Here is a 25,204-nt window from a genome sequence, read left to right as displayed (position 1 = left end):
ACCTTTAACTTCCTTCTTCATTTTTCTTTAAGAATTCATGGATATCCTGATAGATTTCATCCATAGCTAGCTCTTTTATCGGTACTTTTTTCGGTAATGCATGGATGATTCGTGCACCATATTTTGCAGTGACTAATCTCCGATCCAAAATAAGTAATACGCCACGATCTGTCTCCGTCCTTATCAAACGGCCTAATGCTTGGCGTAACTTCAAAGCTGCTTTAGGCACGGATTCCTGATAAAAAGGATTGATCCCCTCTGATTCCAGATAAGCATTCCTAGCTTTGACCATCGGACGTAACGGGTTGTCGAAGGGTAAACGTGTGACTACAACAATCTGCAAAGCATCTCCAGGTAAATCTACACCTTCCCAAAAGCTGTCAGCACCAAATAAGACGCTTTTTTCTGACAAAATGAAGCGTTTCAAAAGTTTTTCCCGACTTCCGCCAAATCCTTGAGCAAGAATTTCACGTCCTTTTTCTAGCATAGACAAATGCATTTTCTGATATATCTTTTGTAAAACATCATGAGAAGTGAATAAAACAAGGATCGGCCGATCTTCTTGTTCAATCAATCCTGTGAGTGCTGCTTCTAAATAATCGATATATGCTTGATTGCTGACTTGATGGACTGCAGGTGCTTCTTTCGGCACATAGATTCTTGCCTGTTTCTCGTAATCATAAGGAGAAGCAATCACTTTAAGAGGTGCTGCTTCAATGCCAAGTCGTTTAGAGAGATACTGTCGATTAGGTCCGATCTTCAGTGTTCCTCCAATATAAAGAATATGGTCATATCGAGGATACCACACAGTTGACGGCAACATAGCTGCTTGAAAATCATGGAGATGAAAAATCATCTGCTGTGCTGTATTCCCGGGAACGAACCAATGGATCAAATGATCTCGCCAGTCTTCTAGCCATTGCTCCATCAGCAAGTATTGCTTGTCTAATTGATCAAATAAGCTATATAAACTTGCTAAATCGATCCGCATCTGGTTGGTCCAACTTTCTTGGATAATCTCAAAAGTCAAGCGCATCTGTGATTGTAGTTGTTGGATCTCTTGATAAAAAAGTTGCAGATGATCCATTGCTGTTCCAGATTCCAGTGGCAGCTGATCCAACATTTCTTTTGTCATCATGACTTCTTCTGGATATTGTCCGTTAGGCTGCTTGCTGCTTACTAAGTTCATTAATCCCTCTGCCACACAAATCTGCGCTTCGCATAGTGCAGAGAGTTCTTCTCGATAAATCGACAACCAGCGCAAGGCTTCATGTTCCTTCGGCAAATAACTTTGTATGCGGTCAAATAACTGATTCGGCTCTTCCAGTTGCTGGATTTGTTTATGGAAGTAGTTAATACTTAGTCGTTTGTCATTTACTTTTTCAGCAATTTCCGGCAAATGATGCACTTCATCAATCAACAAATAAGGACTAGCTGGAAGCAATGGTTCTTTTCGCTGTGTTTCTTGTACTAAAAATGCATGGTTGACTATCAAAAAATTGCTTTGTTTGATTTTCTTTTGCAAGAAACGCACAAAGTCTTGTTTGTAAAACGACTGATTCCTTGCTAAAAACCCAGTGCCTCTGTGCGCGACATCTGCAAAGAATGCATGGTTCAGATTGGTTAAATGTAATTCATCCAAATCACCGGTCTTCGTTTGTGTTAGCCAAACTAAGACAGCCATTTGGTACAAAGCATATTGTTTTTGTCCCGGCGGTTCCACAAGTGTACCTTTAAAACGCTGTAAATCAATATAGTGGCGATAGCTTTTGATAATCACAGGTTGTATCGGCTGATCTAGCAATTGATTCAGTAATGGAATGTCTTTTTCCATGATCTGCTGCTGCAAAACAAGCGAAACGGTGCTGATGACAGCTGGTTTTTCAGGTGTAGCCAAATAACTCAAAGGCAACAGATAACCAATCGTTTTGCCCATTCCTGTAGCTGCTTCGATCATCAAATCTTTTGATTCATCTTTTGTGAAATGATCGTAGACAGCATTCATCAGCCTGTTCTGTTCTTTTCGATACATCAGTGTTTTACCAAACATTTTTTCTTTTTCTTGTTTTTTTCTTGGATATGTCCGCTCGCCATAATGGACGGATGTGAATAGCTCCACTTCTTTTTTCTGCAAAGCTAGCCCATCGATGATTTCTAATGAGAGATCAAGGGGCTCCGGGTTTTCTTTCATTTCTTCAAGCACGTGGTAAATGAAACGACTCGTATCCATTCCTGTATGGCTACTTAATCGTGCAATCTGCTCTAATGTGATGATCGGCAATTTCCTCATTCGTTCTTCGATCAGTAAAAGAAGCTGACCTGTCACTTCGGCATCACTATCCGCCTGATGAGGATTCTCATGAATAAAGCCAAGGCTTTCTGACAAATCAGCTAAGCGAAAACTTGGTTCCGTCGGCAAGAAAATTTGTGCAAGTTCTACGGTATCGATGCCCGGTATCTTCAAACTAGGAAGTCCGCATCGCATGAGTTCATGGTTCAAAAAATTATAATCAAAATAAATATTATGCGCGACAAATATGGTGTCTGCCAAAAGATTGTAAATCGTTTGGGCGACATCTTCAAAATAAGGCGCTTTTTGGACGCGTTGATTCGTGATCCCTGTTAAATGCTGGATTTGTTTTGAAATCTTCCGCCCTGGATGAATATCGATCGAAAAACGTGAAGTGATCCGACCAGCTTCAATCATGACGCAGCCAAATTGGATGATCCGATCTTCTTTTGGATTCGTCCCAGTCGTCTCGATATCAACGACTGCATAAGTTCTTGGTTTCAAAATATCTTCCTCTTCTCCTGCCTCTAATGTTCTTTTGAAATTATACTACAAAGTGCAGAAAAATACTCTCATCGCTTTTTAAGGAAAAAAAGACAAAAAAGCCCAGACACATAAATGTCTGGACTTTTATTTTTAATATAGGTAAATTAAGCTTTAGTAACGTTTGTTGCTTGAGGTCCGCGTTGACCTTCTTCAACATCGAAAGTTACTGCTTGGCCTTCTTCTAAAGTTTTGAATCCGTCGCCTTGGATAGCTGAGAAATGAACGAATACATCGTTTCCGTTTTCTGCAGTGATGAATCCAAATCCTTTTTCTGAGTTAAACCATTTTACTGTACCTGTTTCCATAATAAAAATCCTCCTTGTGTTTCAACACATATTTTGCAATTACTTGAATGGTGTATATCTGGAAGATGTTTATTTGAAACAAGCTACCACAGATTACCGAACAAAAACTACTTCTACAGTATATCATACCGTTTACAAAAACGCTAGAGTTTTTCGATATTTTTTTATAAAAAAATGTTTTCTCAGCGATTACATCAAGTGAAAAACCGAACTTTCTTAATGACAAATGTTTTATTGTTCAGATACCCCTCTTTCGATCCTTTGCACCTCTTTAAACTAAAAAAATTATTCTGTCTGACTATTTATTGTTTCTGTTTCAACGGTTGAGGATGGGGAAGACTCTTTAGTAGGTCTGATGTTCTCATGGTATTTCTGATAGCCTATGACAGTGACCAGAAGAACAAGACAAACCAATACGATCAACGAGATTAATTTTTCTTTTTTGTTCATACCTATACCTCATAAATGACAGGATGATGCCCATCATATTTCTGAGCATGGGTAACAGCAAAAGCTGCAGCTGTTGAATGGAAGAAATGCCAGCAGCTTTCGTAATCACATGACGGACAATACCAAAAATAACCAAATCTTGGCTGCAAAGCCCGTTCTTCTGTTTCAGGGAACGCAGAATCAAACGCTGATGTCTGCGCATAAATATTTTTGTACATACGTGCGCCTGTGCTTAGAGAACGCTGTGTTTCTTCTGCAAAAACTGGTTGACTTGTTAAACTTAGGGATAGAGACAGCAAACACCATAACAGTCTTTTTTTCATAAAGACCTCCTTATCGATAAGTTTTTCCCAATTAAAATCATATCTCAAGAACGACCGTTATTTGCATTTCATTCATAAATGGTGTTTTTTGTATCATAATCGTCAAAAAAGAGGTCGTGACGATGTCACGACCTCTCCTTTAAACGGTGTTCCGGAAGTAGCTTCTTCGGAAATAAGCCGAAATTTCACAAAAATTTGAGAAATAATTTTTGTAAATCTCTTCTTATTTCTTGATGCAGAACAGGCAGAACAGCTTTTCCTCTCTAATACTCAGGTCAAAACACTGATTTCACAACCTCTTTAATAACGAAGAATCGCTGTCAGACTCTTTTCATCTGGTGCATCTTTTTGATCCAAAATAAACACTTTCCCACCATTAATAATTACATCGTCTGCCAAAGCATTCAGCACTTGACGCCGATCATATTCTGTTTCAGGATCTTCTCCGAAACCATCAGCTAAGTTTGACGTAGCGATAAACAAATGGGATACTTTTCCTTCTTTCGCAGCTGGAACGATATCAACTAACTGATCGATGAATTTTTTATCTAAAAGTTTATTGTACTCTTTTGATTCTTGGGCTGCTAGTTCACTTGACAGCTTCTTCGCTCCTTCTTCGATATCTCTAAAGGATAGTTGTGCTGGAGAAGCAGAAATCGCAACGTCTGCACAATAGTAAGGATTTTTGGCGATTTTTTTGAACATCGTCTGATTTTCTGGCAGAGCGAATAAATAAATCGGCCATTGTTCAGGATTTTCGAAAGAATTCTTCAAGTACGTATCAACTGCTTGGTAATAGTTGACCCAATCGATCTCTACTTCTTCATCTTTTGGATTCACGCCATGGAAAGTCACGCCATCTCGGGCACCGCCCCCTCCATTAGAAGAGAAGTTCAAACCGCCACCTGTCAGTTCAGATCCCAATGCAGTAACGACATCGACCGGTGCCCCTTCTGGTAGAGACACTTCTTTTACTTGTTTGTTGCTGACTTCATACAATTTCATGGAGTCGCGGTTCAATCCCAACAGATAATAGGAATAGTTGAACTGTCCATTTTTGATAATGGCCAGTAAATAAGGAAGATCACTTACATAATATTGATCGTCTACCGGGATACTCAAACGATGGATATAGGTTTGATCAGCAGTTATAATGACCGCTACACTCGTAGTTGCACTACGCCAAAATGAAGGATCTCCTAACAAATTTTCAATTTTTTCTTGGAACGGGGACCAGTCATGCTCGGAATATTTTTTTTCAAAACGTTTCTTTGCTTCTTTTGCAAAATTTTTGAATTTGATTTGATCTTTTTCCACATCTTGATGTGCGACATGCGTATTCAGCATGATCGTGACGAACGGTCCTTTAGCGCCTTCTGAAGTCAATTGTGACAATAGTTCTTTATCCTTTTTTGCCATAAACGTACCCCTCCTAAAAAAATCATTCCTTTGTGTCTATCTAAAGTCTACCACAACACTATTTTTCCATACAATAAAACGTATCTAAAAAAATAAAACGGTTTCTTTAGTTAGGTATTTTGCAATTTTTTTAAGTTATCTTCATAATTTCCTCAATTATTTAGGCACAGTCTTCAACTATTCTTCATGAAAGGCTGTTAGACTAAGAAAAAGAATAAAAGAGGTGGACCTTATGCATTTGATTATGATTTTTAGTTTATTAAGTATCATCAGCTTATTTGCTTTCAGCGCTTCCCGCTTATTAGAGGCGGAAACACAGCCTGTCCCTGTAAAAGTACGGAAAAATGACCGCTAACCTTTTCATAACGCGCGTTCTTATCCTAAAGTTTTTTTCAGAAACATTGAAACTCTCTTCCCTCTCTGATAAAATTTTAATTTGTAGCGAAACAAATTAAATACAAGGAGATCGGATATGTCCATAAAAAAAACACGTCTAGTCCTATTATTGGCTAGTCTCATTCTTTGCCTTGCTTCTTTTCTACCAGCTGTTGCTGTGCAAGCTGAAGATACTTTCAAAGTAAATGCAAAAGCAGCCTTTGCTGTAGATGCGCAAAGCGGTAAGATTCTTTATGATCAAGATGGAGAAAAAACCATGGGGATCGCTTCAATCACAAAAATCATCGGTCTTTACATCGTCCTTGATCAAGTAAAAGAAGGGAAACTATCATGGGATGATAAAGTTTCAATTTCAGATTATGCAGAAAATTTGAGTGTCACCCCAGATTTATCAAATGTTCCTTTGCATAAAGAAAACACCTACACCGTTAAAGAATTATTCGACTCTGCAATCATCCAGTCAGCCAACGCTTCAATGGTTGCCTTGGCAGAAAAAATTGCTGGCAGCGAAGCGAAATTCACTGAACGAATGAAAGAACAATTGAAAGATTGGGGAATCAAAGATGCAATGATCGTTAATGCATCAGGACTGAATAACTCTTATCTTGGCGAAAACCGACCAGAAGGTACTGGAGAAAACGACGAAAATCAAATGTCTGCTCAAGATGTGGCTATCGTGGCCCGTCATTTGATCTTGGATTTTCCAGAAATACTGGACGTATCTAGCACTACGACACAAATGTTTGGCGAAAACACGCAATCACCCGTGGAAATGGTCAACTGGAACTGGATGCTCCCAGGATTCGTGAATTATAAAGAAGGTGTAGACGGATTAAAAACTGGTACGACTGAGCTTGCAGGTGCCTGTTTCGTCGGTACGATCACTAAAAACGATCAACGGATCATCACTGTCGTATTGAATGCAGACGGCCATGCGGAAAACCCAAGTGCCCGCTTCAATGAAACAGCCCGCTTGATGGACTACTGCTACGACAATTGGTCAGAAAAAGAGCTTGGAAAAGCCAACGCAAGTATCCCTAGTCTAAAAACCATTGATGTAAAAGACGGAAAAGAATCAACAGTGCCCGTTGTGCTTAAAAGTCCTGTAAAAGTATGGGTACGAAACGATATGGATACTGGAAAATTAACAATCACACCAACTCTTGACAAAAAGCAAGTCACTGACAATGAGATCCAAGCACCTATGGATAAAGGAACAAAAATCGGTACCGCAACGATCACCTTGGCAGAGGATAAATTAGGTTATCTAGAAGACAACAACGCGCCATCCACAGAAATCATCACGGATAAAACCGTAGAAAAAGCAAATATTTTCGTTATTGGCTGGCGACGTGTCGCAGAATTTTTCGGCAACTTGTTTTAATTGAACAAAAAGAAAAAAGCATCTTTCCGTGTGGAAGATGTTTTTTTGTTTTTTCTAGTTTAAATAACAGTTTTTTTCATCTATTTTCGTTATACTGTATAAGAAAAAGGAGTTGAATTTATGAATCTAACCAGAGATCTGATTTTTTTGGTTCTCTATCTTATTGGGGTATTCTCCATCGTTTATTGGCGAAAACAGAAAAAGGATCCTTCCTTGTTCTTTTACAGCAGTACGTGGACATTTGCGGTAATCTTGACTTATTTTGTCGTGTTGGAAATTTTTTATTCGACCTTTTATTTTTTGATTCCCTTAGTGTTTTTCAGTATCTTTGCCTTTTCCTATTTTTCAGAAAAGCGAAGGCTGCTGAATGGTCTTTTATTCAATGTTTTCCTCATTAGTTTTGGTATCTACTTGTTTGTCTTGCTATACGAAACACAAAATATTTTTCTTGGCGGACTGATTGCCTTGATCACGATCCCGTTACTGCTTGTCTTTCTATTCGGCATTTATGGATTGATCGTTTTTCTTTTTTGGAACGGTGTCACAGTTTTACGTAGAGAGTCGCATTCATTAGCTAATCTTTTAACGTTGATACTAGCCATTTTTCTTACATTGTTTCTTGTTTTTGACTTTTTCTTGTTAAAATATTTGCCGCAATGGATAAATGCTTTGTTTTTCTGCATTCCATTGATCTTGATCTATCTATTTATCGTATTCTACAACTTTTTGACTGTCTCATTCTTGTATCAGTTCAACCGCCCTCGATACAATCAAGACTTCATCGTTGTGTTAGGCGCTGGGTTGATCAATGGAGAAACAGTTTCTCCTCTTCTTGCCAAGCGAATCAATAAGGCGATTGCTTTTTATTGGGCACAAAGCCGTGCAACATTAAATCCGCCTATCTTATTAATGTCGGGTGGACAGGGAGCAGACGAAAAAGTACCAGAAGCAATTGCGATGAAACAATATGCCATGGAACAAGAAATTCCTGAAAGAGATATTCTTGTCGAAACCAATTCGACAACCACTTTGGAGAATATGCGCTATTCAAAGGAAATCATGGATCAGCAAATGAAAGGTCCTTATCGCGCGATCTTCAGTTCTAACAATTACCACATTTTCAGAGCTGGTCTCTATGCACGACAAGCGAAACTGAAGGCAAATGGTATTGGGGCAAAAACAGCTTTCTATTACTTGCCTAACGCGTTTTTAAGAGAATACATCGCCATCTTGATGATGAACAAAAAAAGACATATGATCATTTGCGGATTGCTTTTCGCAGGTTCCGCATTCTTATCACTGATCACTTTACTTTTCTAAAAAACAAGGTGTGACAAATATATGTCACACCTTGTTTTTTTCTTTTATTCTCTTGACGATTGGCAAGAATAATATTCCTTTTTTGACGGCTACTTGCTGTGCAGAATAAATACCGCTGTTTCCTGAACACATAAAGCTGATCAAGCAGATCATAAAGAAGTAAACAGCAGCTTGTGAACCAAATAATTCGATTCCCATCACAAAACAGGCAATCGGTGTATTTGTCGCACCAGAAAATACCCCGATAAAACCTAATCCAGCAAGAAAAGGAACAGAAACATGGAGCAAAGGCGCTAGTGCTGCGCCAAGCGTTGCACCAATCTCAAACAGTGGTGTCACTTCTCCCCCTTGGTACCCCGCACCTAAAGACAAGACTGTGAAGAATAATTTCCCAATAAAATCATAAGCATGTGCCTGTCCATTAAATGATTCCTGCAGTAACGGAAGACTCAACCCAAGGTAACGTTGTGTTTGCAAAATCAACGCTGCGGCTACAACTACTGCTCCACCTATCGTATTTCGCCAAACAGGATGAGGGATCCATTGCGCATACCGTGCTTTTAAAAAGACGATTGAACGGCTGAATACCCAACCAATCAACCCAAAGGCAATTCCCGCAACAAAAACTTTGAAGAACAGCAACATACTCCATTCAGGAATCACACCCATTTGGTAATGTAGATGAGAAACACCATAGCTTTCCGTCATGAAATTTGCAAAAAGCGCAGCAAAGAAGCTAGGGAAGATTGCTTCTGTTCGGACTTTCCCGATTGCCAACACTTCTAGTCCAAACAATGTTCCGGCTAAAGGTGTGCCAAATACAGAACTGAAACCGGCACTGATCCCGCTGATAATCAAAATCTCCCGTTCTGCTTTATCCAATCGGAATAAACGCGCTATATTATCAGCTAACGCTCCCCCCATTTGGACTGCTGTTCCTTCACGGCCTACAGATCCCCCAAATAAATGAGTAGTGATGGTCCCAAACAAGGTCAATGGAATGAGCCGCAAAGGGATGTTTTCTTCTCCTCCATTCCCTTGATCGATCACTAAGTTATTCCCACGACTAGAAAGGCCGCCATGATACGCATAAAGATAAGCAAAAAGCGCGCCGCTGACTGGCAATAGATAAAGTAGCCAAGGATGTGCTAGTCGGATATCTGTCACAAATGTCAAGCTATTTAAGAAAAAAGCAGACAAACTCCCCATGAATACTCCCAGAATCGCTGTGATCACTAGCCACTTCAGCATGTACATCAAAATACGCACTGGACTCGGTAATTGTTTTTCCATAAAAAATTCCTCCTCAAATAAAAAAACGCCTACTAAAGAAAGGGGCTGTCCCCAGACTTTAGTAGGCGTCATTAGCTATCTTTCGTTAGCATTTAAAGGCGAACACCATCACCTATTCACTTCCATTAAAAGATAGCATATTTTTCTGTAAAAAACAATAAAATTATTGTTCTTTCTTTACACGCTCAGCAAATTCATAGAAAGGAGCCAATTTCGTTAACTGTTGATTACATTGATCACTATCATGACAAATATAATTCCCCTTTTTCGTATACGTGCCATCAGAACCGGCTTTCGTTGTAGAAAGAAAGAGCGAGACATTCGATGTTTTCTGACAGATTGCACAGATTCCCTTATTAATCGTTGGTGATAAAGTACCGCTGATCCCTTTTAATTTTCCATCTTCGTAATAGACCATGAATTTTTTTTGCGTCCCTGGATCATTCCAACCGATGTACGTATGTGCTTGCAAGTCGATTTCATTCCAAGCTGGTTGTTTGAGTTTTTTCACTTTTCGGAATAATTTCTCGATTTGTGGTTTGCTCGGCTGCATAAACGGCTGGACGATTTGCTTCAGCTCCTCTAATGCTCGTTCTGCTTGTGTTTTTGTCAGTTTTATATCTAAAACTGTCGTTAAAAACGTATCGATTTCTGGTGGTTCGTAACCTAATACATCGCGAATCTTTTCAGCTGCTAGAGCCTGAACCGTTTGTACCGTTTTTGGGTCATTGACAGATGAGTACGCATTTAATAACTGATCTACTTCTCTTTTTATAAAAAAATATTGATATGGTTTCATTGTTTGTTCCATGATTTTAAAGTCCTTTCTTCTATCCAAAGTGCATACTTTGTAGAAAAAAGCGATCTTCTGCAAAGTATGTGTTACCTGAAGATCCCGGACTCTTTTAAATAAGATACGTTTTGCATCTTATCATCACCCCCTTTAATGTTCATTCTTCTATGTACATGATTCATTCGATAAATAAAAGTAAACCGTATCTTGACCAGATAGTCAACTGCAAACAGAAAAAACCGAGAAAATCGGCTAGATTTTCTCGGAATATGGGCTATTATTGGTTTTACTTTTTAAATCGAGGATTCTTTTCCAAAGTAACGTTGCCATCTCTTACGCATACTTGCTGACATAGGCTGAGCGGCTTCTTTGACTGCGCAGTATTTGTCTACGAATGTTACGATATATCCTTCTTTGTACTTAGGCGGTGCAATCGTTGCGCCCCACATGTGCTTCAAAATGATATCTCGCTCAAGATCCGACAATTCGGTGATCTTTTCTGCATTCTTTACAGCGATTCTTGGATGGATATACGCATGTGTACCTTCATCGAATTTCGTCGTACGCCAATCATAGTAGAACAGATCATGCAAAAGTCCAGCACGCGCTGTTGCTTTAGCATTGCCACCCCATTTTTTTGCGAGCAGATAACTATAGTAAGAAACACTGATGGAATGCTCCAAACGAGTGGAATGAACATGCTGTGTGTAATTCGCTAATTTTTTTACTGCTTCTGTTTCTAAAAGATCTTCTACATAAGACATATATTCTTCGTCTTCACGCCATTTTTCTGTCATAATTATCGATCTGCCACCTTTTTGAATTTCATTTTCTTCTGAAATTGATCTAAGTATACCACCAGTGTTCGGATTATTCTAGTCGCCTTGGATAAAATAGCCAAAGCTTAATAGTTCCTTAATCATAAAGAAAAATGATAAAGAACAATTCCTGCCGCAACCCCAACATTCAACGATTCCGCATTTCCTTTCATCGGGATATATACGTTTTGATCAGTCAGAGACAAGATTTCCTGACTTACCCCCTGACCTTCATTCCCCATGATTATTGCGAAGTTATCTGATTTTTCTACTTTGTCTAATGCGTGTGCTTCTTCATTTAATTCTGTGCCATACACTGTGAACCCTTTGTCTTTCATTAAAGGGATCACTTCTGTCAAATCTTGTTGCAACACAGGCAAATGATAATTGCTTCCCTGCATGCTCCGCAGCACCTTTGTACTATAAATATCTGCCGTTCCTTTACCTAATAAAACACCAGCCATATCAAATGCATCTGCCGTACGGATCATCGTCCCTACATTTCCAGGATCTTGTACATTATCTAATAACAGCCAACCTCCTGAAAAATCTGGCGCGCCTTCAGCCGTTAACGCCATCACTGCTAAGATTCCTTGTGGTGTAGGTAGATCCGATACAGCATCCATGACCTCGTCCGAAACTAGAAAAGTAGAAATCCCTTTGTTTGCGGCCAGCCAGTCTCCCCATTCTTTCCTGCCTCGCTGTGTCACAAAAAGTTCTTTTATTTCTGCATCAGACGACGCAGCCTCTTCAATCAGATGGAACCCTTCCAAAAGATATTCTTCCTTTTCTTCCCGATATTTTTTTTTATGTAGTTTTTTTAATTCTTTGATTCTTGGATTTTTTGCTGATTGGATCTCTTTCACATTCCTCACCTCCCCATGATTATATCACGGAATAGGTGCTTGAGCTTGTTTCATCCTAAAAAAATCGGTATCATTAATTTATAAAATAGGAAAGAAAGGTGACGAACATGCGCAAAGTTAAAATGAACGTCCAAGGACGCGTCCAAGGAGTAGGATTTCGCTACATGACCAAGATGGTTGCTGATCAACTAGGCGTGACTGGAACAGTAAAAAACGAAGACGACGGCTCAGTCACGATCGAAGCAATCGGCAATGACGACATCATCCAAAAATTTATTGAAGAAGTCAAGAAATCACCGAGCCCAAGTGGACGAGTGCAGTATGTGGATGTCCAAGAAGACCCGATGATTGAGGAACGAAAGAAATTTGATGTGGTGGGATAAGGTTGTGAAAAAGCTGGTCTGCATCAAGCATTAAGGACAGGTTGTGAAAAATAGCTCTCCATATTTTTCAACAGGCTGGACTTAATGCCGTAGATGCAAGCTTTTGAACACCGTCAATAAGGTTGTTTTTGAGGCGCCTTGCCTCGAGTATTAAGGACAGCAGTGAAAAAGCTGATCTATCACTTGCAGTGAGTTCATTTGTCTCCGCTTTTCGGGCAGAACAAAAAAGTTTTTAGTTTATTATAATAAGAAAGAAACACTTGGAATCATTCTACTTTTTCCTAGTATTTCTTTCTTGATTTTTTGTCTTTTTTTCAAAATTTTTCGCTACGTAAAAGAACGAATATTTATATGAAATTTCTATGAAGTTGATTGAATTCCATGCGCTTTTTTAGTATAGTTAAGTTTGTGTAAAAATTATAGAAGAGGAAGTATTCTATGAATAAATGGAAAAACTGGTTATTGGGATCCGGACTTGTCAGTATCCTGCTCTTTTTATCTGGCTGTGTGCGGATGGATTCAAACGGAAACCCTGACACTTCAGGAATCGTTTATCGAGTACTCGTCCATCCTATGGGCCAAGCGATTACATATCTAGTTGAGAATTTCAATTGGTCTTATGGCTGGGCAGTTATTGCAATGACTGTGATCGTCCGTATCATCATCTTGCCACTAGGTATTAGTCAATCGAAAAAAACAATGATCCAATCTGAAAAAATGCAAGCGTTAAAACCACAAGTTGAAGCAGCCCAACAAAAATTGAAAGCTGCAACAACACGTGAAGAACAAATGGCGGCACAAGCAGAAATGCAGCAAGTATACCGCGAAAACGGATTGAGTATGACCGGCGGAATCGGCTGTCTGCCTCTATTGATCCAAATGCCGATCTTCTCTGCCTTGTACTTTACGGCACGTTATACAGAAGGTATTCGGGAATCATCTTTCTACGGCATCGATCTAGGCTCACCAAGTATGGTGCTTGTTGCCATTGCAGGAGTCGCTTATCTGCTTCAAGGATATATCTCAACGATCGGTATTCCTGAAGAACAGAAAAAGACGATGCGTACGATGCTGATCGTCTCTCCTGCTATGATCGTCTTCATGTCGATCAGTGCGCCAGCCGGTGTTACACTTTACTGGGTAGTCGGTGGTGTGTTCAGCTGTCTGCAAACATTCATCACAAACGTTATGATGAAACCACGTTTGAAAGCACAAGTGGCAGAAGAGTTGAAACAAAACCCGCCAAAACAAGTCGTCACTCCAAGAAAAGACGTGACAGAATCAGCAAAGCCAGCTGACAACAAACAAGCAACAAAACAAATCAAACAACCAAAAAATAGTACAAATAACAAAGGCCGCAACGCAGGAAAGCAGCAGAAGCGGAAGTAGATAGTAAATAAGAGTGTAATAAAAATTCATTAACAGTTTTAGCAATTAAAAATATCGACCAAGATTTTTGAAAAAGAAATCTGGTCGATATTTTTATTTAAGTGAATGTTTAATTTGAATCATCGATTGATCGCTATCTAATTGCAGCAGCATCTTTTTATGAAGAAACAACTTTTTCTTATCTATCAACGTAGACAGGTGTTGCTGTTTCTTCTAATAGTGTACTTAATTCCTTAATATTTTGTTTTCCTTCTTCTAACATCCAACTACTCGCTTTTTCTTCGCCTTCGGTAACAAAAGGCGCCACTCCCTTCGCCCATGTTGCTCGCCCACATAAGACACCATTGAATGTCGAACCTGATTGTTTTGCAAAACGTAATGTATCTTGAAATAGCGTAGCATTGACTCCCGCACTTAAAAAAATAAACGGTTGTTCAGTCACTTTCGATTGTTCATAGAAATACGCGGATGCCTCTGCTTGACTATAACAAGTCTCTTGCCCATATCCTTCCACAAATCTCATATTCACTGGCACTTCTACTTTCAATACATCCACTTGATAACGTTCTTTTGAAAATTCTCGCATGGCTTCAATAACTTTATGTGGTTTTACTTTTGCATAGGCAAGAGAAGACGGATCGCCAATAGTTGCATCATAAGAAAGGATCTCTAAAAAGAAAGGTATGCCTTCTGCTTCGCATTCTGAACCAATCCGTTCTATAACTATTTGTTTTTGCACATTAATCTCTGCTGGTTCATCAACGTCATAGTACAATAAAAATTTACAAGCATCCGCACCAGCTTCTTTTAACCTTTTCACCGACCAAATATTCAATAAATCAGGTAATCTTCCCGGCATTTTCGTATCATAGCCGGTTTTTTCATAAGCTAGCAGCAAGCCACATTCTTTCTCTCGAAGCGCTGCTGCAGGCAGGCCGTATTCTGGATCAAGTAAAATAGCTGAGGCATAGGGAGTCAGGTATTGAGAAACGATCTGTTTAAATTGGATGATGTCTTCTGATGTAGCTTCTTTATATTGGTTGATCATTTTCTTCAAAGCACCACGCTGGTCGATTGCTAACGCGCTAATAATTCCAGCTTCATCCGTCAATCGCTTCAAACGTTCCAGCTTTTCTATACTCATCTTCTTCATATATCTTCACCTATTTCTTTAGTTAATATTGTGGCTATTTCTGTTTTTGATTTTGCTGCTCTCAACTGTTCTGTAACCTCTTTTCGCATCAATGATCGTGCAACGAGAGACAATAATTTCAAATGAGTCGTTCCTGCTTCTGAATCTGGGATAAATAACGCAAAAATAAAATCAACTGACTGTCTATCTAAACTGTTCCATTCAATGCCTTTGTTCAGTGTGACGATAATCAAACTAGGTTCGTTGATTGTTTGAGACTTCGCATGAGGGATAGCAAAACCTGACATTATTCCTGTAGTACCTTCTTTTTCTCTTTCTAGAAGTTTTTGATATACTTCTTTTTCGTCATGAGCGATTCCTAAACAGAATGTTTGCTTTGCTAAAAACTTAAATGCTTCTTCTTGACTATCTAATGGCTGTTGTAAAAAAATGTTCTCTTCATGAATGATTGTCATGATAAGCCTCCTGCTCTTCCTTCTTCGATAACTGTACGATTTGCTGCTTTATTATCCCTCTTCTTGTCTTTATCAGTTACTCTTTTCTTTTGGATCAAACCTAGTATCACTCCACCAACGATCGAACCAATAAGAATCGCTGTAACCCATTGGATTTTTCCCGTCACTACAGGTAACACTAAAAAACCGCCATGTGGGGCTGGTACTTGGACACCAAACAGATAGGTCAAGACAGCAGCAATTGATGAGCCTAACATCATCGTTGGTAATACTCGGATCGGGTCTTTCGCAGCAAACGGAATAGCTCCCTCCGTAATATGAGTTGATCCTAAAATAAAATTAACCAAACCTGCATTACGATCATTAGTATCAAAATATTTACCAAACAATAAAGTTGCAAAACCAGTAATCAACGGTGGTGCAATGCAAGCTGCTGACACGCCAGCCATAAAAGTCGTGTTTCCTTGTGCCAAAAGAGCTGTACCTGTTACATATGCCGCCTTATTAATCGGTCCTCCCATATCAAACGCACACATGCAACCAACAATCACGCCAAGAACAAGTGGATTCGAATGTTCAAATCCAGCTAAAAAGCTCATCATTCCTTCATTTATAGCCTTCATTGGACCCGCCAACAAAGACATTGCGATGCCAATAAACGCTACACCAATAACTGGATATAAGAAGATTGCCTTCAAGCCATCTAGTTGTTTAGGTAAAATTGTCAGTAGCTTTTGCAAAAATAAGATAAAATAACCCGCTAAGAACCCAGCTAAAATACCTCCTAAAAATCCAGTACCGCCACTCATGGCCACGATTCCACCAACAAATCCAACGACTAACCCTGGACGTTTCGCGATCCCTTCTGCAATATAAGCTGCTAAAACTGGAACCATCATCCCCATTGCTGCATCGCCAACCGTTTTTAACATCGCCGCTGTAGCATTGTATTGTGCATGGTCTGGATCAAAAGAATAGATTCCCCAAACGGCAAATGAAATAGCAATCAATACTCCGCCAGCTACCACGAAAGGCAACATATGAGAGACGCCATTCATTAAATTTTTATAGATGCTGCGACCAAAATTAGCACCACTTATCGTTTCTGATTCTAAAGTATCAACAGCTTCATTATCTGCTAAGATGGCCCCTTTTCCTGCCAATGCCTCGTCAATCAGCCGTTGTGCATCCTTGATTCCTGTACTGACAGAAACATCAATGACTCGTTTTCCCGCAAATCTTTCTGAATGGACATCTTTGTCTGCGGCAATAATGACAGCATCTGCCTGTTTGATTTCTTCAGCCGTTAATTCATTCTCGATCCCAATTTGTCCATGGGTCTCCACTTTGATCGTGATGCCTTTTTTCCTAGCTGCTTGCTCTAATGCCTCTTGCGCCATGTAGGTGTGCGCAATTCCTGTCGGACAACCGGTTGCTGCAATTAGTTGATATTTTCCCATCTTTCGAACCTCTCTTCCTTGATTTTGATTTGTTTACTTAATTCCTCCACATCCAAAAAATCAGTCAGTCCTTTACGAAAAGCAGTAGAGCTGCCTGCTGCTATGCTTTTACGTAACGTTTCATCAAGCGATCGTCGATTCATGTATCCTGCTAAAAAAGTGCCTAACATGGCATCACCTGCACATGCTGTATTGACAACTTTTCCTTTTGGCGAGTTTCCTCGAATCACCCTGTTTTTCGTAAAAAGAATCGCTCCTTTCTCACCGAGGGATAACAAAACATTTTCTGCACCTGACTCTACTAGTCGTTGTCCATAAACAAAGTAATCTTCATCTGTAACCATTTTTCGTCCGAACCAAGAAGAAAGTTCTTCCTCATTCGGTTTCAGCAAAAACGGTCGATAGGGTAAACAATCCATGACTTCTTGATCACTACTATCAATAATCAAATGAATCCCCTTTTCCTGACAAATCCGACTGATTTCCACTAAAATCTTCGGAGACATTCCTCTTGGTAAACTCCCAGAAACACAAAGATAATCCTCTGCTTGTAATGCTCTTATTTGATTTAAAAAATTATGGACAGCTGCCTGCGGTATTTCAGGTCCTTGATTCACTAATTTGTATTCTTCTCTCGTTTGATTGACTTGTGTAAATACATTGATACGCGTCATACCAGGCACTTCAATAAACTCTGTATAGATTTGTTTCTTCTGTAAATAGTCTTCTATATACTTTCCTGTGAAACCAGCAGAAAAACCTAATGCCGTACTTGGGAAATCTAGCATCTTTAATACTAGTGACACATTCACCCCTTTTCCGTTTGCCTGAATGTCATCCTCTTTTGTGCGGTTTACCATAAAAGGATGCATCTCCTCTGTTTCAATAAATAGATCAATTGCCAAATTCATCGTGCATGTGTAGATAGACATAACCAATGACCTCCTTGACTCTATTATGAAATACGCGAAAGAGAAAATGTTTTCTCAATCGTTCCAACACAAAGAAAACCTTTACATTTATAAACACCTCGTGCTATTTTTTAACTAACTTTTGGTGAAAGAAGGAAAGAATATGGATCACAAATTAAGTGAAACAGAACAGTACCTCTGGAACTTTATCGAACACCACATCCTAGAGATCCCTAACTACTCCATCGTGAAACTAAGTGAACAAGCAAATGTCTCAACAGCCACCATTGTGCGGACAATGAAAAAGAAAGGCTATGAAGGATTTACTTCGTTTAAGCACCATCTAAAAGAAGGAGAAAACAAGAACATCAATTTTTCTTTCTTAGATAAAGTAGACAAAGGTATCCGTCGAGCCATTCTAAAAAATGAACAAGAAGTGGTACGTACGATCAATATGTTGGAAATCGGGAACATTGAAGATGCAATACAAAGAATCAAATTTGCTGACCGGGTTTTTGTCTTTGCACGAGGATTTTCAGAAATGATTGGTCAAGAGATGCTCGTAAAACTTCAATTAACAGGGAAAAATTGTCAAATGCATACTGATCCAGAAATCATCAAAAGCATCAGTCGGAAACTAACTAAGAAAGATAGCGTTATTTTTGTTTCTTTGAACGGCGAGACAAAAGAACTCGTCACCGCCGCAAAGAATTGCTATGATGCAGAGATTGGTTCGATTCTAGTTACAGCTAATCATTCCTCTACACTCAAAGATTATTGCGAGATAAATCTCGTAGGTTTCAAATCAGAAGGTTCGTATTTCCCTAATTATGAAGTACGTTCACGCTTGCCTCTCCAGATCATCGCGAGAATTCTGCTTGATGCCTATGTATTGCGTATGGGGGAGAATTGAGAAGCAGTTTATTGTGGTTGGTTACAGTTTAAAACATCACATTTTTTTATTCTTTATATTGTAGGGACTCACGAAACTTTTTATGTATAAGGTTATTCACAATCTACAAAGTTACTTTAAGTAACAAAATAATAAGTGAGAATACTTAAAACCAAAAAATATCTTTTTAATCAATAAAAAAATTGACATATTTATTAATAATAGGCTATTCTGTTATAGAAGAAAAAATCATTTGTTATTAATAGTAACAAAAAGGAGTATATCATGAAAAAGTTATCTCAAAAACGTTTAGCTCAAATCATTATTGATTCTAGAAAATCTCTAAAAATGACACAACAACAACTTGCAGTAGCTACTGGTATCAACCGCGCCTTAATTAGTCGGTTAGAATCTCTCGATTTTATCCCTTCAATACAACAATTAGAATCATTAGCAGAAGTTCTAAATTTTGAACCAACAGATCTGTTTATAAATGAATCAAATGAATCAAACAGACCAAAACATCAGTCGAAGAATATTGCTGTAGCAGGTACTGGTTACGTAGGCCTTTCCATTGCTACTCTTCTTGCCCAGCATAATCAGGTAACAGCAGTAGACATTATTCCTGAAAAAGTAAAACAAATTAACAATAAGAAATCTCCAATACAAGACGATTACATTGAAAAATATCTAGCTGAAAAAAATCTTAATTTAATTGCAACGACTGATGGTGCAGCCGCCTATAGAGAAGCCGATTTTGTTGTCATTGCTACTCCAACAAATTATGATAGTAAACAAAATTATTTTGACACGTCTGCTGTAGAATCAGTAATTGAATTGGTATTAGCAGTCAATCCAAAGGCCATAATGGTCATCAAATCGACGGTACCCGTAGGCTATACCGAAAGTATTCGTAAAAAATACAATACTAAAAATATTCTATTCAGCCCAGAATTTCTCAGAGAATCTAAGGCATTATATGACAACCTATATCCTTCGCGAATTATTGTCGGCACGGACCAAACTGACAAAACTTTACTAGAAGCCTCTCATACTTTTGCAGATTTACTCCAAGAAGGAGCAATCAAAAAAGATATCGAAACTCTTTTCATGGGATTCACAGAAGCTGAAGCAGTTAAATTATTCGCTAATACTTACCTTGCACTTCGAGTATCTTACTTCAATGAGCTGGATACTTATGCAGAAATGAAAGGACTAAATACACAAGAAATCATTCACGGGGTTTGCTTAGATCCAAGAATTGGCACACATTATAATAATCCATCTTTTGGATATGGAGGCTATTGTTTACCGAAAGATACAAAACAACTTCTAACTAACTATAACGATATACCTCAAAATATGATGAGTGCAATTGTCGATAGTAACCGAACAAGAAAAGACTTTATAGCAGACCGCGTGCTTCAAAAAACTGGATATTATTCTTACGATGATGACAATACTTTCGATTTGTCTCTAGAAAAAGAAGTGATTATTGGAGTCTATAGGCTTACAATGAAAAGTAATTCGGATAACTTCCGTCAATCTTCTATTCAAGGTATTATGAAAAGAATCAAGGCAAAGGGAGCCACTGTGATAATTTACGAGCCAACACTTAAAGATGGTAGTACATTTTTTGGTTCAAAAGTAATAAATGATTTAGAAAAATTTAAAAGCATAAGTCATAGTATTATTGCTAATCGATATGATAGTATTCTTAATGATGTAAAAGAAAAAGTATACACTAGAGATTTATTTCAACGGGATTAAACAAATAATTAGATGCATTAAAATAATTTACAATAAACAGCAAGACTAATTATTATCCTTTCATTTAGACCCATTAATTAAGCGCTAGGGGGAATTACGTCTCTCTTTAGAAAAGATTTTTAATAAAAGATTACCAACTTTAAGAAATCTAATTATCAAAATTTTTACAACGCAAGGGGAGTGGGACAATAGTCAGAAAAAATCTGATTATTGCCCCACTTTTTTTGATTTTAAGGTACACAAAAAGCACTCATCCCTGTAAGATTAAAGTGACCAAACCCAATCAGAAAGGAAGCGAGTGCTTTATGTTTAAAAATTATCTCATCAACCAAACAACTTTACCATTAGATATGGAACAATATATTCCTGAAACAGATGTCGCTTTTGCAGTCAACGCTTTAGTCGCAGCAATGCCACAAACACTCTTTCTTGAATTATAAGAATAACTAGGACGACCGGCCTACCACCCCCAAATGATGTTAAAAATTATTCTATATGCTTATACGCAGCGTGTCTTTTCTGGTCGGAAAATTGAATTTCTATTAGATGACAGCTATCGTATGTGTTGGTTGGCTAACCACGAACAAGTCAGCTATCGGACCATCAATCAATTCCGAAGTCAGGAAACAACCGCTGACCTTTTAGCTGAAGCGTTTGTCTTATTTCGCCGCCAATCGATCACCAATTAAGTAATTGATAATGAAGCGATATTTATTGATGGTACAAAAATTGAAGCAGATGCCAACAAGTTCAGTTTCTTCTGGCGTAAAGCAACGAATCGTTATGAAACTGCTTTGGATAAGCAATCAAACGAATTCTACCATGCCCTTTATAAAGAAGAAATCTTGCCTTATTTAAAAGAAGAAAAAACAAGTCCGATTTTGAAATTAACCATCAAAATCGGACTTGTTTTCTTTTGGAGAAAGGACTATTGTCCCACTCTCTACAAAATGCAATCAATTAAATATAATTAATAGAAATATTATCTAAAATAAGGTTATTTTCTAAAGCCTAAAAAACGTCAAATAACCCGACCTTATTTTCTATAGGTCGGGTTATTTAACGTACAGGTACTATTCCATATGGAGCTTACAATACACTTGTTATTTTCCTCATATCAGATTAACTGATATCTAGTTTTCTAATTCACATAAATATCAGAAAGTATGTACATTTATTATACAATATATTAAGATGAACTAAAATGTATGTCTATATTAAGGAGCGAAAAATGTGAAAAAAGTTTTAGTTACTGGTGATGCTGGTTTTATTGGATCAACACTTGCAAATCATTTATCAGATGATTATGAGGTTATCGTAGTAGATGATCTTTCAATGGGTAAAAAAGAGAATTTAAATTTAGAAAAGAACATCGTCTTTATTAAAGGGAGTGTCACTGATGACAAATTAATGACACAACTTCTTTCTGAAAAACAGTTTGAGTTTATTTTTCACTTAGCCGCTGTTGCTAGTGTTGCAGATTCTGTTGAAAGACCTGTTGAAACACATAAAGTTAATTTTGAAAGTGTTCTTCTACTACTAGAATTGATAAAAACTTACCAACCTAATCTTGCTAGATTAATATTCAGTTCATCAGCTGCTGTATATGGAGATGAACCAACTTTACCTAAAAAAGAAGAATCTGTAATTAGACCCTTGACTCCATATGCGGTTGATAAATTTGCCGCTGAACAATATGTACTTGATTACTATAAGTTATATAATATACCTACAACTGCAGTGCGCTTTTTCAATGTATATGGTCCAAACCAAAACCCTTCTTCTCCATACAGTGGAGTAATCTCCATTCTAGTTGATAGATACAAGACACTTTTAAGAAATGAAGAAGCTGCTTTTACTATTTTTGGAGATGGAAAACAATCTAGAGATTTCGTTTATATTGATGATGTCATTCAAGCACTATTACTTGTTGCACAATCAGAAGAAGCTTTAGGAACACAGTTCAATGTGGGAACTGGTACTAGTACGTCTTTATTAGAATTAATTGATGTTATTGATGAAACACTGAATGTTAAACTTCCAGTGAAATTTGAAGAAGAACGAGCTGGGGATATAAAAGATTCTAGAGCAGATGTATCTAGAATTTTGAGTCTAGAGTATAAATTTAAGCATCATATTGCAAGTGGTATAAAAAAATATTTGATAAGTGAAATTTCTTTCTGAAATTTCACTTATCAAAGCATGTTTTTGCATAATACTTTATCTATACAGCATATCTTGGATACTGTATAAAAAAGAATTGTTTACATTCTATACATAACTTTAAATTTCATTTAATAAATATAGCCATTTTTTTACAATTGTGTTTACGTTAAAGTCTTTGGCTCTTTTTAAAGATAACTTACTTAATTTTTCTAATTCATATTTATTAGAAATCAATTGATTTAACCGAATAGAAAATTCTTCAATGTTTCCATTCTCAACCAACACTCCGTATTTTCCATTTTCTAGTACTTCTTCTGAGCCAGACTGTTTAAATGCAATAATTGGTAATCCAAAACTCATTGCTTCAGTTAATACTAAACCAAATCCTTCCCATCGACTTGTCATGATATACATAGAAGAATATAGATAATGAGTAATTAAATCCTCATCTTTCAGTAATCCTCTATAAATTATCTTATCTTCAAGTGAATATTTTTTTATGAGTTCAAAAAGCTTCTTCTTCTCTTTTTTAGTTCCAGAGCCCGCTATAGTGATTGTCCACTCTTCATTTAATTTTTTTGCAATTTCTATTAATAAGTCTATCCCCTTATTCTCAAAAGCAAGTCTACCAGTAAACGAAATATTTTTTGTTTGTAGATTAGATAACTTATTATTTTTAATTGTAAGAGGATTATAAATTTTATATGTTCGCTTATTATAGTGGATAAATTTTTTTCGATCTACTTCAGTTAAGCAAATGGCTGCATCCGCTGTACTAAAACCTTCTAAAAATGCTTTCTTAAATTGTTTGGCATATCTATCCACATAGACAGAAAAATTACTATGCGCCCAAGCTACAAATTTTATATTGTTTGAGCATTTTTGTTTTAAATAAGGTATATATGAAATTAAATCTGGACCACTTAATATCACAATATCTACTTTTTTTTTCTCAAAAAACATAATTAGTTTAATTAATCTGTTTCTAACATATTTATAAGGCGTGTATTCTCCATCGTTGACTAATATCTCAAGTAATCTTGGAATTTTTCGAATAACACGCGAAAATTTATTATTTGAATCATTATAAACTTTATCTAATTCATAGAAGTTATCCTTACTATAGAGAGCATAAAACAGAACTTTATATTTATTTGATAATTCTTTTCCTATTACAGATGTGACTCTCTGCAATCCTCCAGCAGAAAAGTCATTATTTACTATTGCAATTGTCTTCACACTAATCTCTCCTAAAAATATCTCTCGTATAAACTTTGTCCTCTACATCTTTAAGCAAAGGTTCAGCACGATTAGATACAATAACATCTGATATAGCTTTAAATTCTTCAAAGTCTTTAACTACCTTAGAATTAAAGAAATCTTCTGCATCTAATGTTGGTTCATAAACAACTACTTCGATTCCTTTTGCATTGATCCGTTTCATAACACCTTGAATTGATGAATAACGGAAATTATCAGAATTAGCCTTCATCGTTAAACGATAGATTCCAACTACTTTAGGATTTTTAGCAATGATTTGTTCTGCTATAAAATCTTTACGAGTTGTGTTTGCTTCCACAATGGCTCCGATAATATTGCTTGGTACATCTTCATAATTTGCCCGAAGCTGTTTCGTATCTTTAGGCAAGCAGTAACCACCATAACCAAATGAAGGATTATTGTAATGTGATCCAATACGTGGATCTAATCCCACTCCTTCAATGATTTGTCGGCTGTCTAAACCACGAGATTCTGCATAAGTATCTAATTCGTTAAAATAAGCTACCCGCAAAGCTAAGTACGTATTCGAAAACAGTTTGATGGCTTCTGCTTCTGTTGAATATGTCAACAAAACAGGAATATCCTCATCCAAAGCATTCTCTTTGAATATATTCGCAACTTCTTGTCCACGATCAGAATACTCTCCAACAACGATCCGTGATGGGTGTAAATTATCGTACAATGCTTTACCTTCCCGCAAGAACTCCGGAGAAAAGATAATATTTTCGGTTTGGAATTTTGCTTTCAATTCCAATGTATATCCCACTGGCACAGTAGATTTGATGATGAATGTTGCATCTGGGCGAATCAATAAAGCTTTTTCAATCACATCTTCTACTGTTGATGTATTAAAATAATTTTTCTTTTCATCGTAATCAGTTGGTGTTGCGACAATTAGATAATCTCCAAACAAAACAGCATCTTCAAAATCTTTAGTGAATTCTACTTTTAAATCATCTCGTTCAAGAAATTCATGAACTTCTTTATCTTCCAGAGGTGATTGTCTTTTTTGCAGCATATCGATTTTAGTTTCAACGATATCGTATGCCTTTACTTCTTCTTTTTGACTCAACAAAAGTGCATTTGCTAAACCAACATAACCTAGACCGAAAACTGATATATTCATGATTAATCCACCTGA

The 25,204-nt window shown here is 37.4% G+C and carries 22 protein-coding genes, 1 pseudogene and 1 riboswitch; of the genes and pseudogenes, 9 read left to right on the top strand and 14 right to left on the bottom strand.

Annotated elements, in window-relative coordinates:
• Window positions 1-4 precede the first annotated feature (4 nt).
• The 4 genes from QK255_RS04255 to QK255_RS04240 all read right to left on the bottom strand — a co-directional run bounded on the left by QK255_RS04255 (window position 5) and on the right by QK255_RS04240 (window position 5,333).
• The gene (locus QK255_RS04255; RefSeq protein WP_283341589.1) at window positions 5-2,794 is read right to left on the bottom strand and encodes a helicase C-terminal domain-containing protein; all 2,790 of its coding nucleotides are present in this window, start codon (window positions 2,792-2,794) and stop codon (window positions 5-7) included.
• Window positions 2,795-2,940: 146 nt separating this feature from the next.
• Window positions 2,941-3,141, bottom strand: a complete 201-nt coding sequence (locus QK255_RS04250) for a cold-shock protein (RefSeq protein WP_002288762.1) — start codon at window positions 3,139-3,141, stop codon at window positions 2,941-2,943.
• A 452-nt stretch (window positions 3,142-3,593) separates the two neighbouring features.
• Window positions 3,594-3,914, bottom strand: coding sequence for a hypothetical protein (locus QK255_RS04245; RefSeq protein ID WP_002291761.1), 321 nt, complete (start codon window positions 3,912-3,914; stop codon window positions 3,594-3,596).
• Window positions 3,915-4,214: 300 nt separating this feature from the next.
• A complete protein-coding gene (locus tag QK255_RS04240) occupies window positions 4,215-5,333 on the bottom strand; it encodes a baeRF6 domain-containing protein (protein ID WP_002291759.1) in 1,119 nt (372 codons plus the stop codon).
• A gap of 232 nt (window positions 5,334-5,565) precedes the next feature.
• Between QK255_RS04240 and QK255_RS04235 the strand changes: the two genes are divergently transcribed.
• The 3 genes from QK255_RS04235 to QK255_RS04225 all read left to right on the top strand — a co-directional run bounded on the left by QK255_RS04235 (window position 5,566) and on the right by QK255_RS04225 (window position 8,433).
• The gene (locus tag QK255_RS04235) at window positions 5,566-5,688 is read left to right on the top strand and encodes a hypothetical protein (RefSeq protein ID WP_002291757.1); all 123 of its coding nucleotides are present in this window, start codon (window positions 5,566-5,568) and stop codon (window positions 5,686-5,688) included.
• 117 nt (window positions 5,689-5,805) lie between these two features.
• Window positions 5,806-7,113 (top strand): serine hydrolase, encoded by a 1,308-nt coding sequence (locus QK255_RS04230; RefSeq protein WP_002291756.1) that lies wholly within the window; start codon window positions 5,806-5,808, stop codon window positions 7,111-7,113.
• A gap of 120 nt (window positions 7,114-7,233) precedes the next feature.
• Window positions 7,234-8,433, top strand: a complete 1,200-nt coding sequence (locus QK255_RS04225) for a YdcF family protein (protein WP_283341588.1) — start codon at window positions 7,234-7,236, stop codon at window positions 8,431-8,433.
• Window positions 8,434-8,457: 24 nt separating this feature from the next.
• On the opposite strand, the gene QK255_RS04220 is transcribed toward QK255_RS04225, so the two are convergent.
• From QK255_RS04220 to QK255_RS04205, 4 genes are all read right to left on the bottom strand, one after another.
• The gene (locus tag QK255_RS04220; RefSeq protein ID WP_002342018.1) at window positions 8,458-9,726 is read right to left on the bottom strand and encodes a voltage-gated chloride channel family protein; all 1,269 of its coding nucleotides are present in this window, start codon (window positions 9,724-9,726) and stop codon (window positions 8,458-8,460) included.
• A 55-nt stretch (window positions 9,727-9,781) separates the two neighbouring features.
• A riboswitch (Fluoride riboswitch) is annotated at window positions 9,782-9,848 on the bottom strand.
• Window positions 9,849-9,889: 41 nt separating this feature from the next.
• Window positions 9,890-10,537 carry a FusB/FusC family EF-G-binding protein gene (locus QK255_RS04215; RefSeq protein ID WP_283341587.1) on the bottom strand — a complete coding sequence of 216 codons (648 nt, stop codon included), beginning with the start codon at window positions 10,535-10,537 and terminating at the stop codon, window positions 9,890-9,892.
• 275 nt (window positions 10,538-10,812) lie between these two features.
• Window positions 10,813-11,316 carry an HD domain-containing protein gene (locus QK255_RS04210; protein WP_002291751.1) on the bottom strand — a complete coding sequence of 168 codons (504 nt, stop codon included), beginning with the start codon at window positions 11,314-11,316 and terminating at the stop codon, window positions 10,813-10,815.
• Between the two features lie 122 nt (window positions 11,317-11,438).
• A complete protein-coding gene (locus QK255_RS04205) occupies window positions 11,439-12,203 on the bottom strand; it encodes a TrmH family RNA methyltransferase (protein WP_002340862.1) in 765 nt (254 codons plus the stop codon).
• A 107-nt stretch (window positions 12,204-12,310) separates the two neighbouring features.
• On the opposite strand from QK255_RS04205, the gene QK255_RS04200 reads away from it, so the two are divergent.
• Together QK255_RS04200 and yidC are read left to right on the top strand one after the other, a co-directional pair.
• The gene (locus QK255_RS04200) at window positions 12,311-12,586 is read left to right on the top strand and encodes an acylphosphatase (protein ID WP_002289551.1); all 276 of its coding nucleotides are present in this window, start codon (window positions 12,311-12,313) and stop codon (window positions 12,584-12,586) included.
• A 438-nt stretch (window positions 12,587-13,024) separates the two neighbouring features.
• On the top strand, window positions 13,025-13,975 hold the full coding sequence (gene yidC / locus QK255_RS04195) for a membrane protein insertase YidC (protein WP_002306243.1): 951 nt from the start codon (window positions 13,025-13,027) through the stop codon (window positions 13,973-13,975).
• 178 nt (window positions 13,976-14,153) lie between these two features.
• Here the strand turns inward: yidC and lacD are convergent, their stop codons facing one another.
• Genes lacD through pfkB form a run of 4 tightly spaced genes read right to left on the bottom strand, consistent with a single transcriptional unit; the run spans window position 14,154 to window position 17,975 of the window.
• Complete coding sequence (lacD, locus tag QK255_RS04190) at window positions 14,154-15,128, bottom strand: tagatose-bisphosphate aldolase (RefSeq protein ID WP_002340863.1); 975 nt, start codon at window positions 15,126-15,128, stop codon at window positions 14,154-14,156.
• On the bottom strand, window positions 15,125-15,583 hold the full coding sequence (locus QK255_RS04185; RefSeq protein WP_002314721.1) for a PTS sugar transporter subunit IIA: 459 nt from the start codon (window positions 15,581-15,583) through the stop codon (window positions 15,125-15,127). Before QK255_RS04185 ends, lacD begins: the two co-directional genes overlap by 4 nt.
• A complete protein-coding gene (locus tag QK255_RS04180) occupies window positions 15,580-17,043 on the bottom strand; it encodes a PTS fructose transporter subunit IIC (protein WP_002342017.1) in 1,464 nt (487 codons plus the stop codon). The genes QK255_RS04185 and QK255_RS04180 overlap by 4 nt, the downstream gene beginning before the upstream one ends.
• Complete coding sequence (gene pfkB / locus QK255_RS04175) at window positions 17,025-17,975, bottom strand: 1-phosphofructokinase (RefSeq protein WP_002342016.1); 951 nt, start codon at window positions 17,973-17,975, stop codon at window positions 17,025-17,027. The genes QK255_RS04180 and pfkB overlap by 19 nt, the downstream gene beginning before the upstream one ends.
• A 142-nt stretch (window positions 17,976-18,117) precedes the next feature.
• Here pfkB and QK255_RS04170 point away from each other — a divergent pair, with 142 nt between their 5' ends.
• From QK255_RS04170 to QK255_RS04155, 4 genes and pseudogenes are all read left to right on the top strand, one after another.
• Window positions 18,118-18,867, top strand: a complete 750-nt coding sequence (locus QK255_RS04170; RefSeq protein WP_002308670.1) for a MurR/RpiR family transcriptional regulator — start codon at window positions 18,118-18,120, stop codon at window positions 18,865-18,867.
• 264 nt (window positions 18,868-19,131) lie between these two features.
• Window positions 19,132-20,616 carry a nucleotide sugar dehydrogenase gene (locus QK255_RS04165; RefSeq protein ID WP_104832605.1) on the top strand — a complete coding sequence of 495 codons (1,485 nt, stop codon included), beginning with the start codon at window positions 19,132-19,134 and terminating at the stop codon, window positions 20,614-20,616.
• A gap of 305 nt (window positions 20,617-20,921) precedes the next feature.
• A pseudogene (locus QK255_RS04160) lies at window positions 20,922-21,491 on the top strand (transposase); the annotation flags it as partial.
• Window positions 21,492-21,849: 358 nt separating this feature from the next.
• On the top strand, window positions 21,850-22,800 hold the full coding sequence (locus tag QK255_RS04155) for an NAD-dependent epimerase/dehydratase family protein (protein WP_113848307.1): 951 nt from the start codon (window positions 21,850-21,852) through the stop codon (window positions 22,798-22,800).
• 99 nt (window positions 22,801-22,899) lie between these two features.
• Here the strand turns inward: QK255_RS04155 and QK255_RS04150 are convergent, their stop codons facing one another.
• Both QK255_RS04150 and QK255_RS04145 read right to left on the bottom strand, forming a co-directional pair.
• On the bottom strand, window positions 22,900-24,021 hold the full coding sequence (locus tag QK255_RS04150) for a glycosyltransferase (protein ID WP_086310293.1): 1,122 nt from the start codon (window positions 24,019-24,021) through the stop codon (window positions 22,900-22,902).
• Between the two features lies 1 nt (window position 24,022).
• Window positions 24,023-25,189 (bottom strand): nucleotide sugar dehydrogenase, encoded by a 1,167-nt coding sequence (locus QK255_RS04145; protein WP_086310294.1) that lies wholly within the window; start codon window positions 25,187-25,189, stop codon window positions 24,023-24,025.
• Window positions 25,190-25,204 lie beyond the last annotated feature (15 nt).

This window comes from Enterococcus sp. ZQ21 (assembly GCF_030053755.1).
Taxonomy (GTDB): domain Bacteria; phylum Bacillota; class Bacilli; order Lactobacillales; family Enterococcaceae; genus Enterococcus_B; species Enterococcus_B lactis.
The sequence above is the reverse complement of the archived record's forward strand: the minus strand, read 5'-3'. Positions and strand labels throughout refer to the sequence as shown.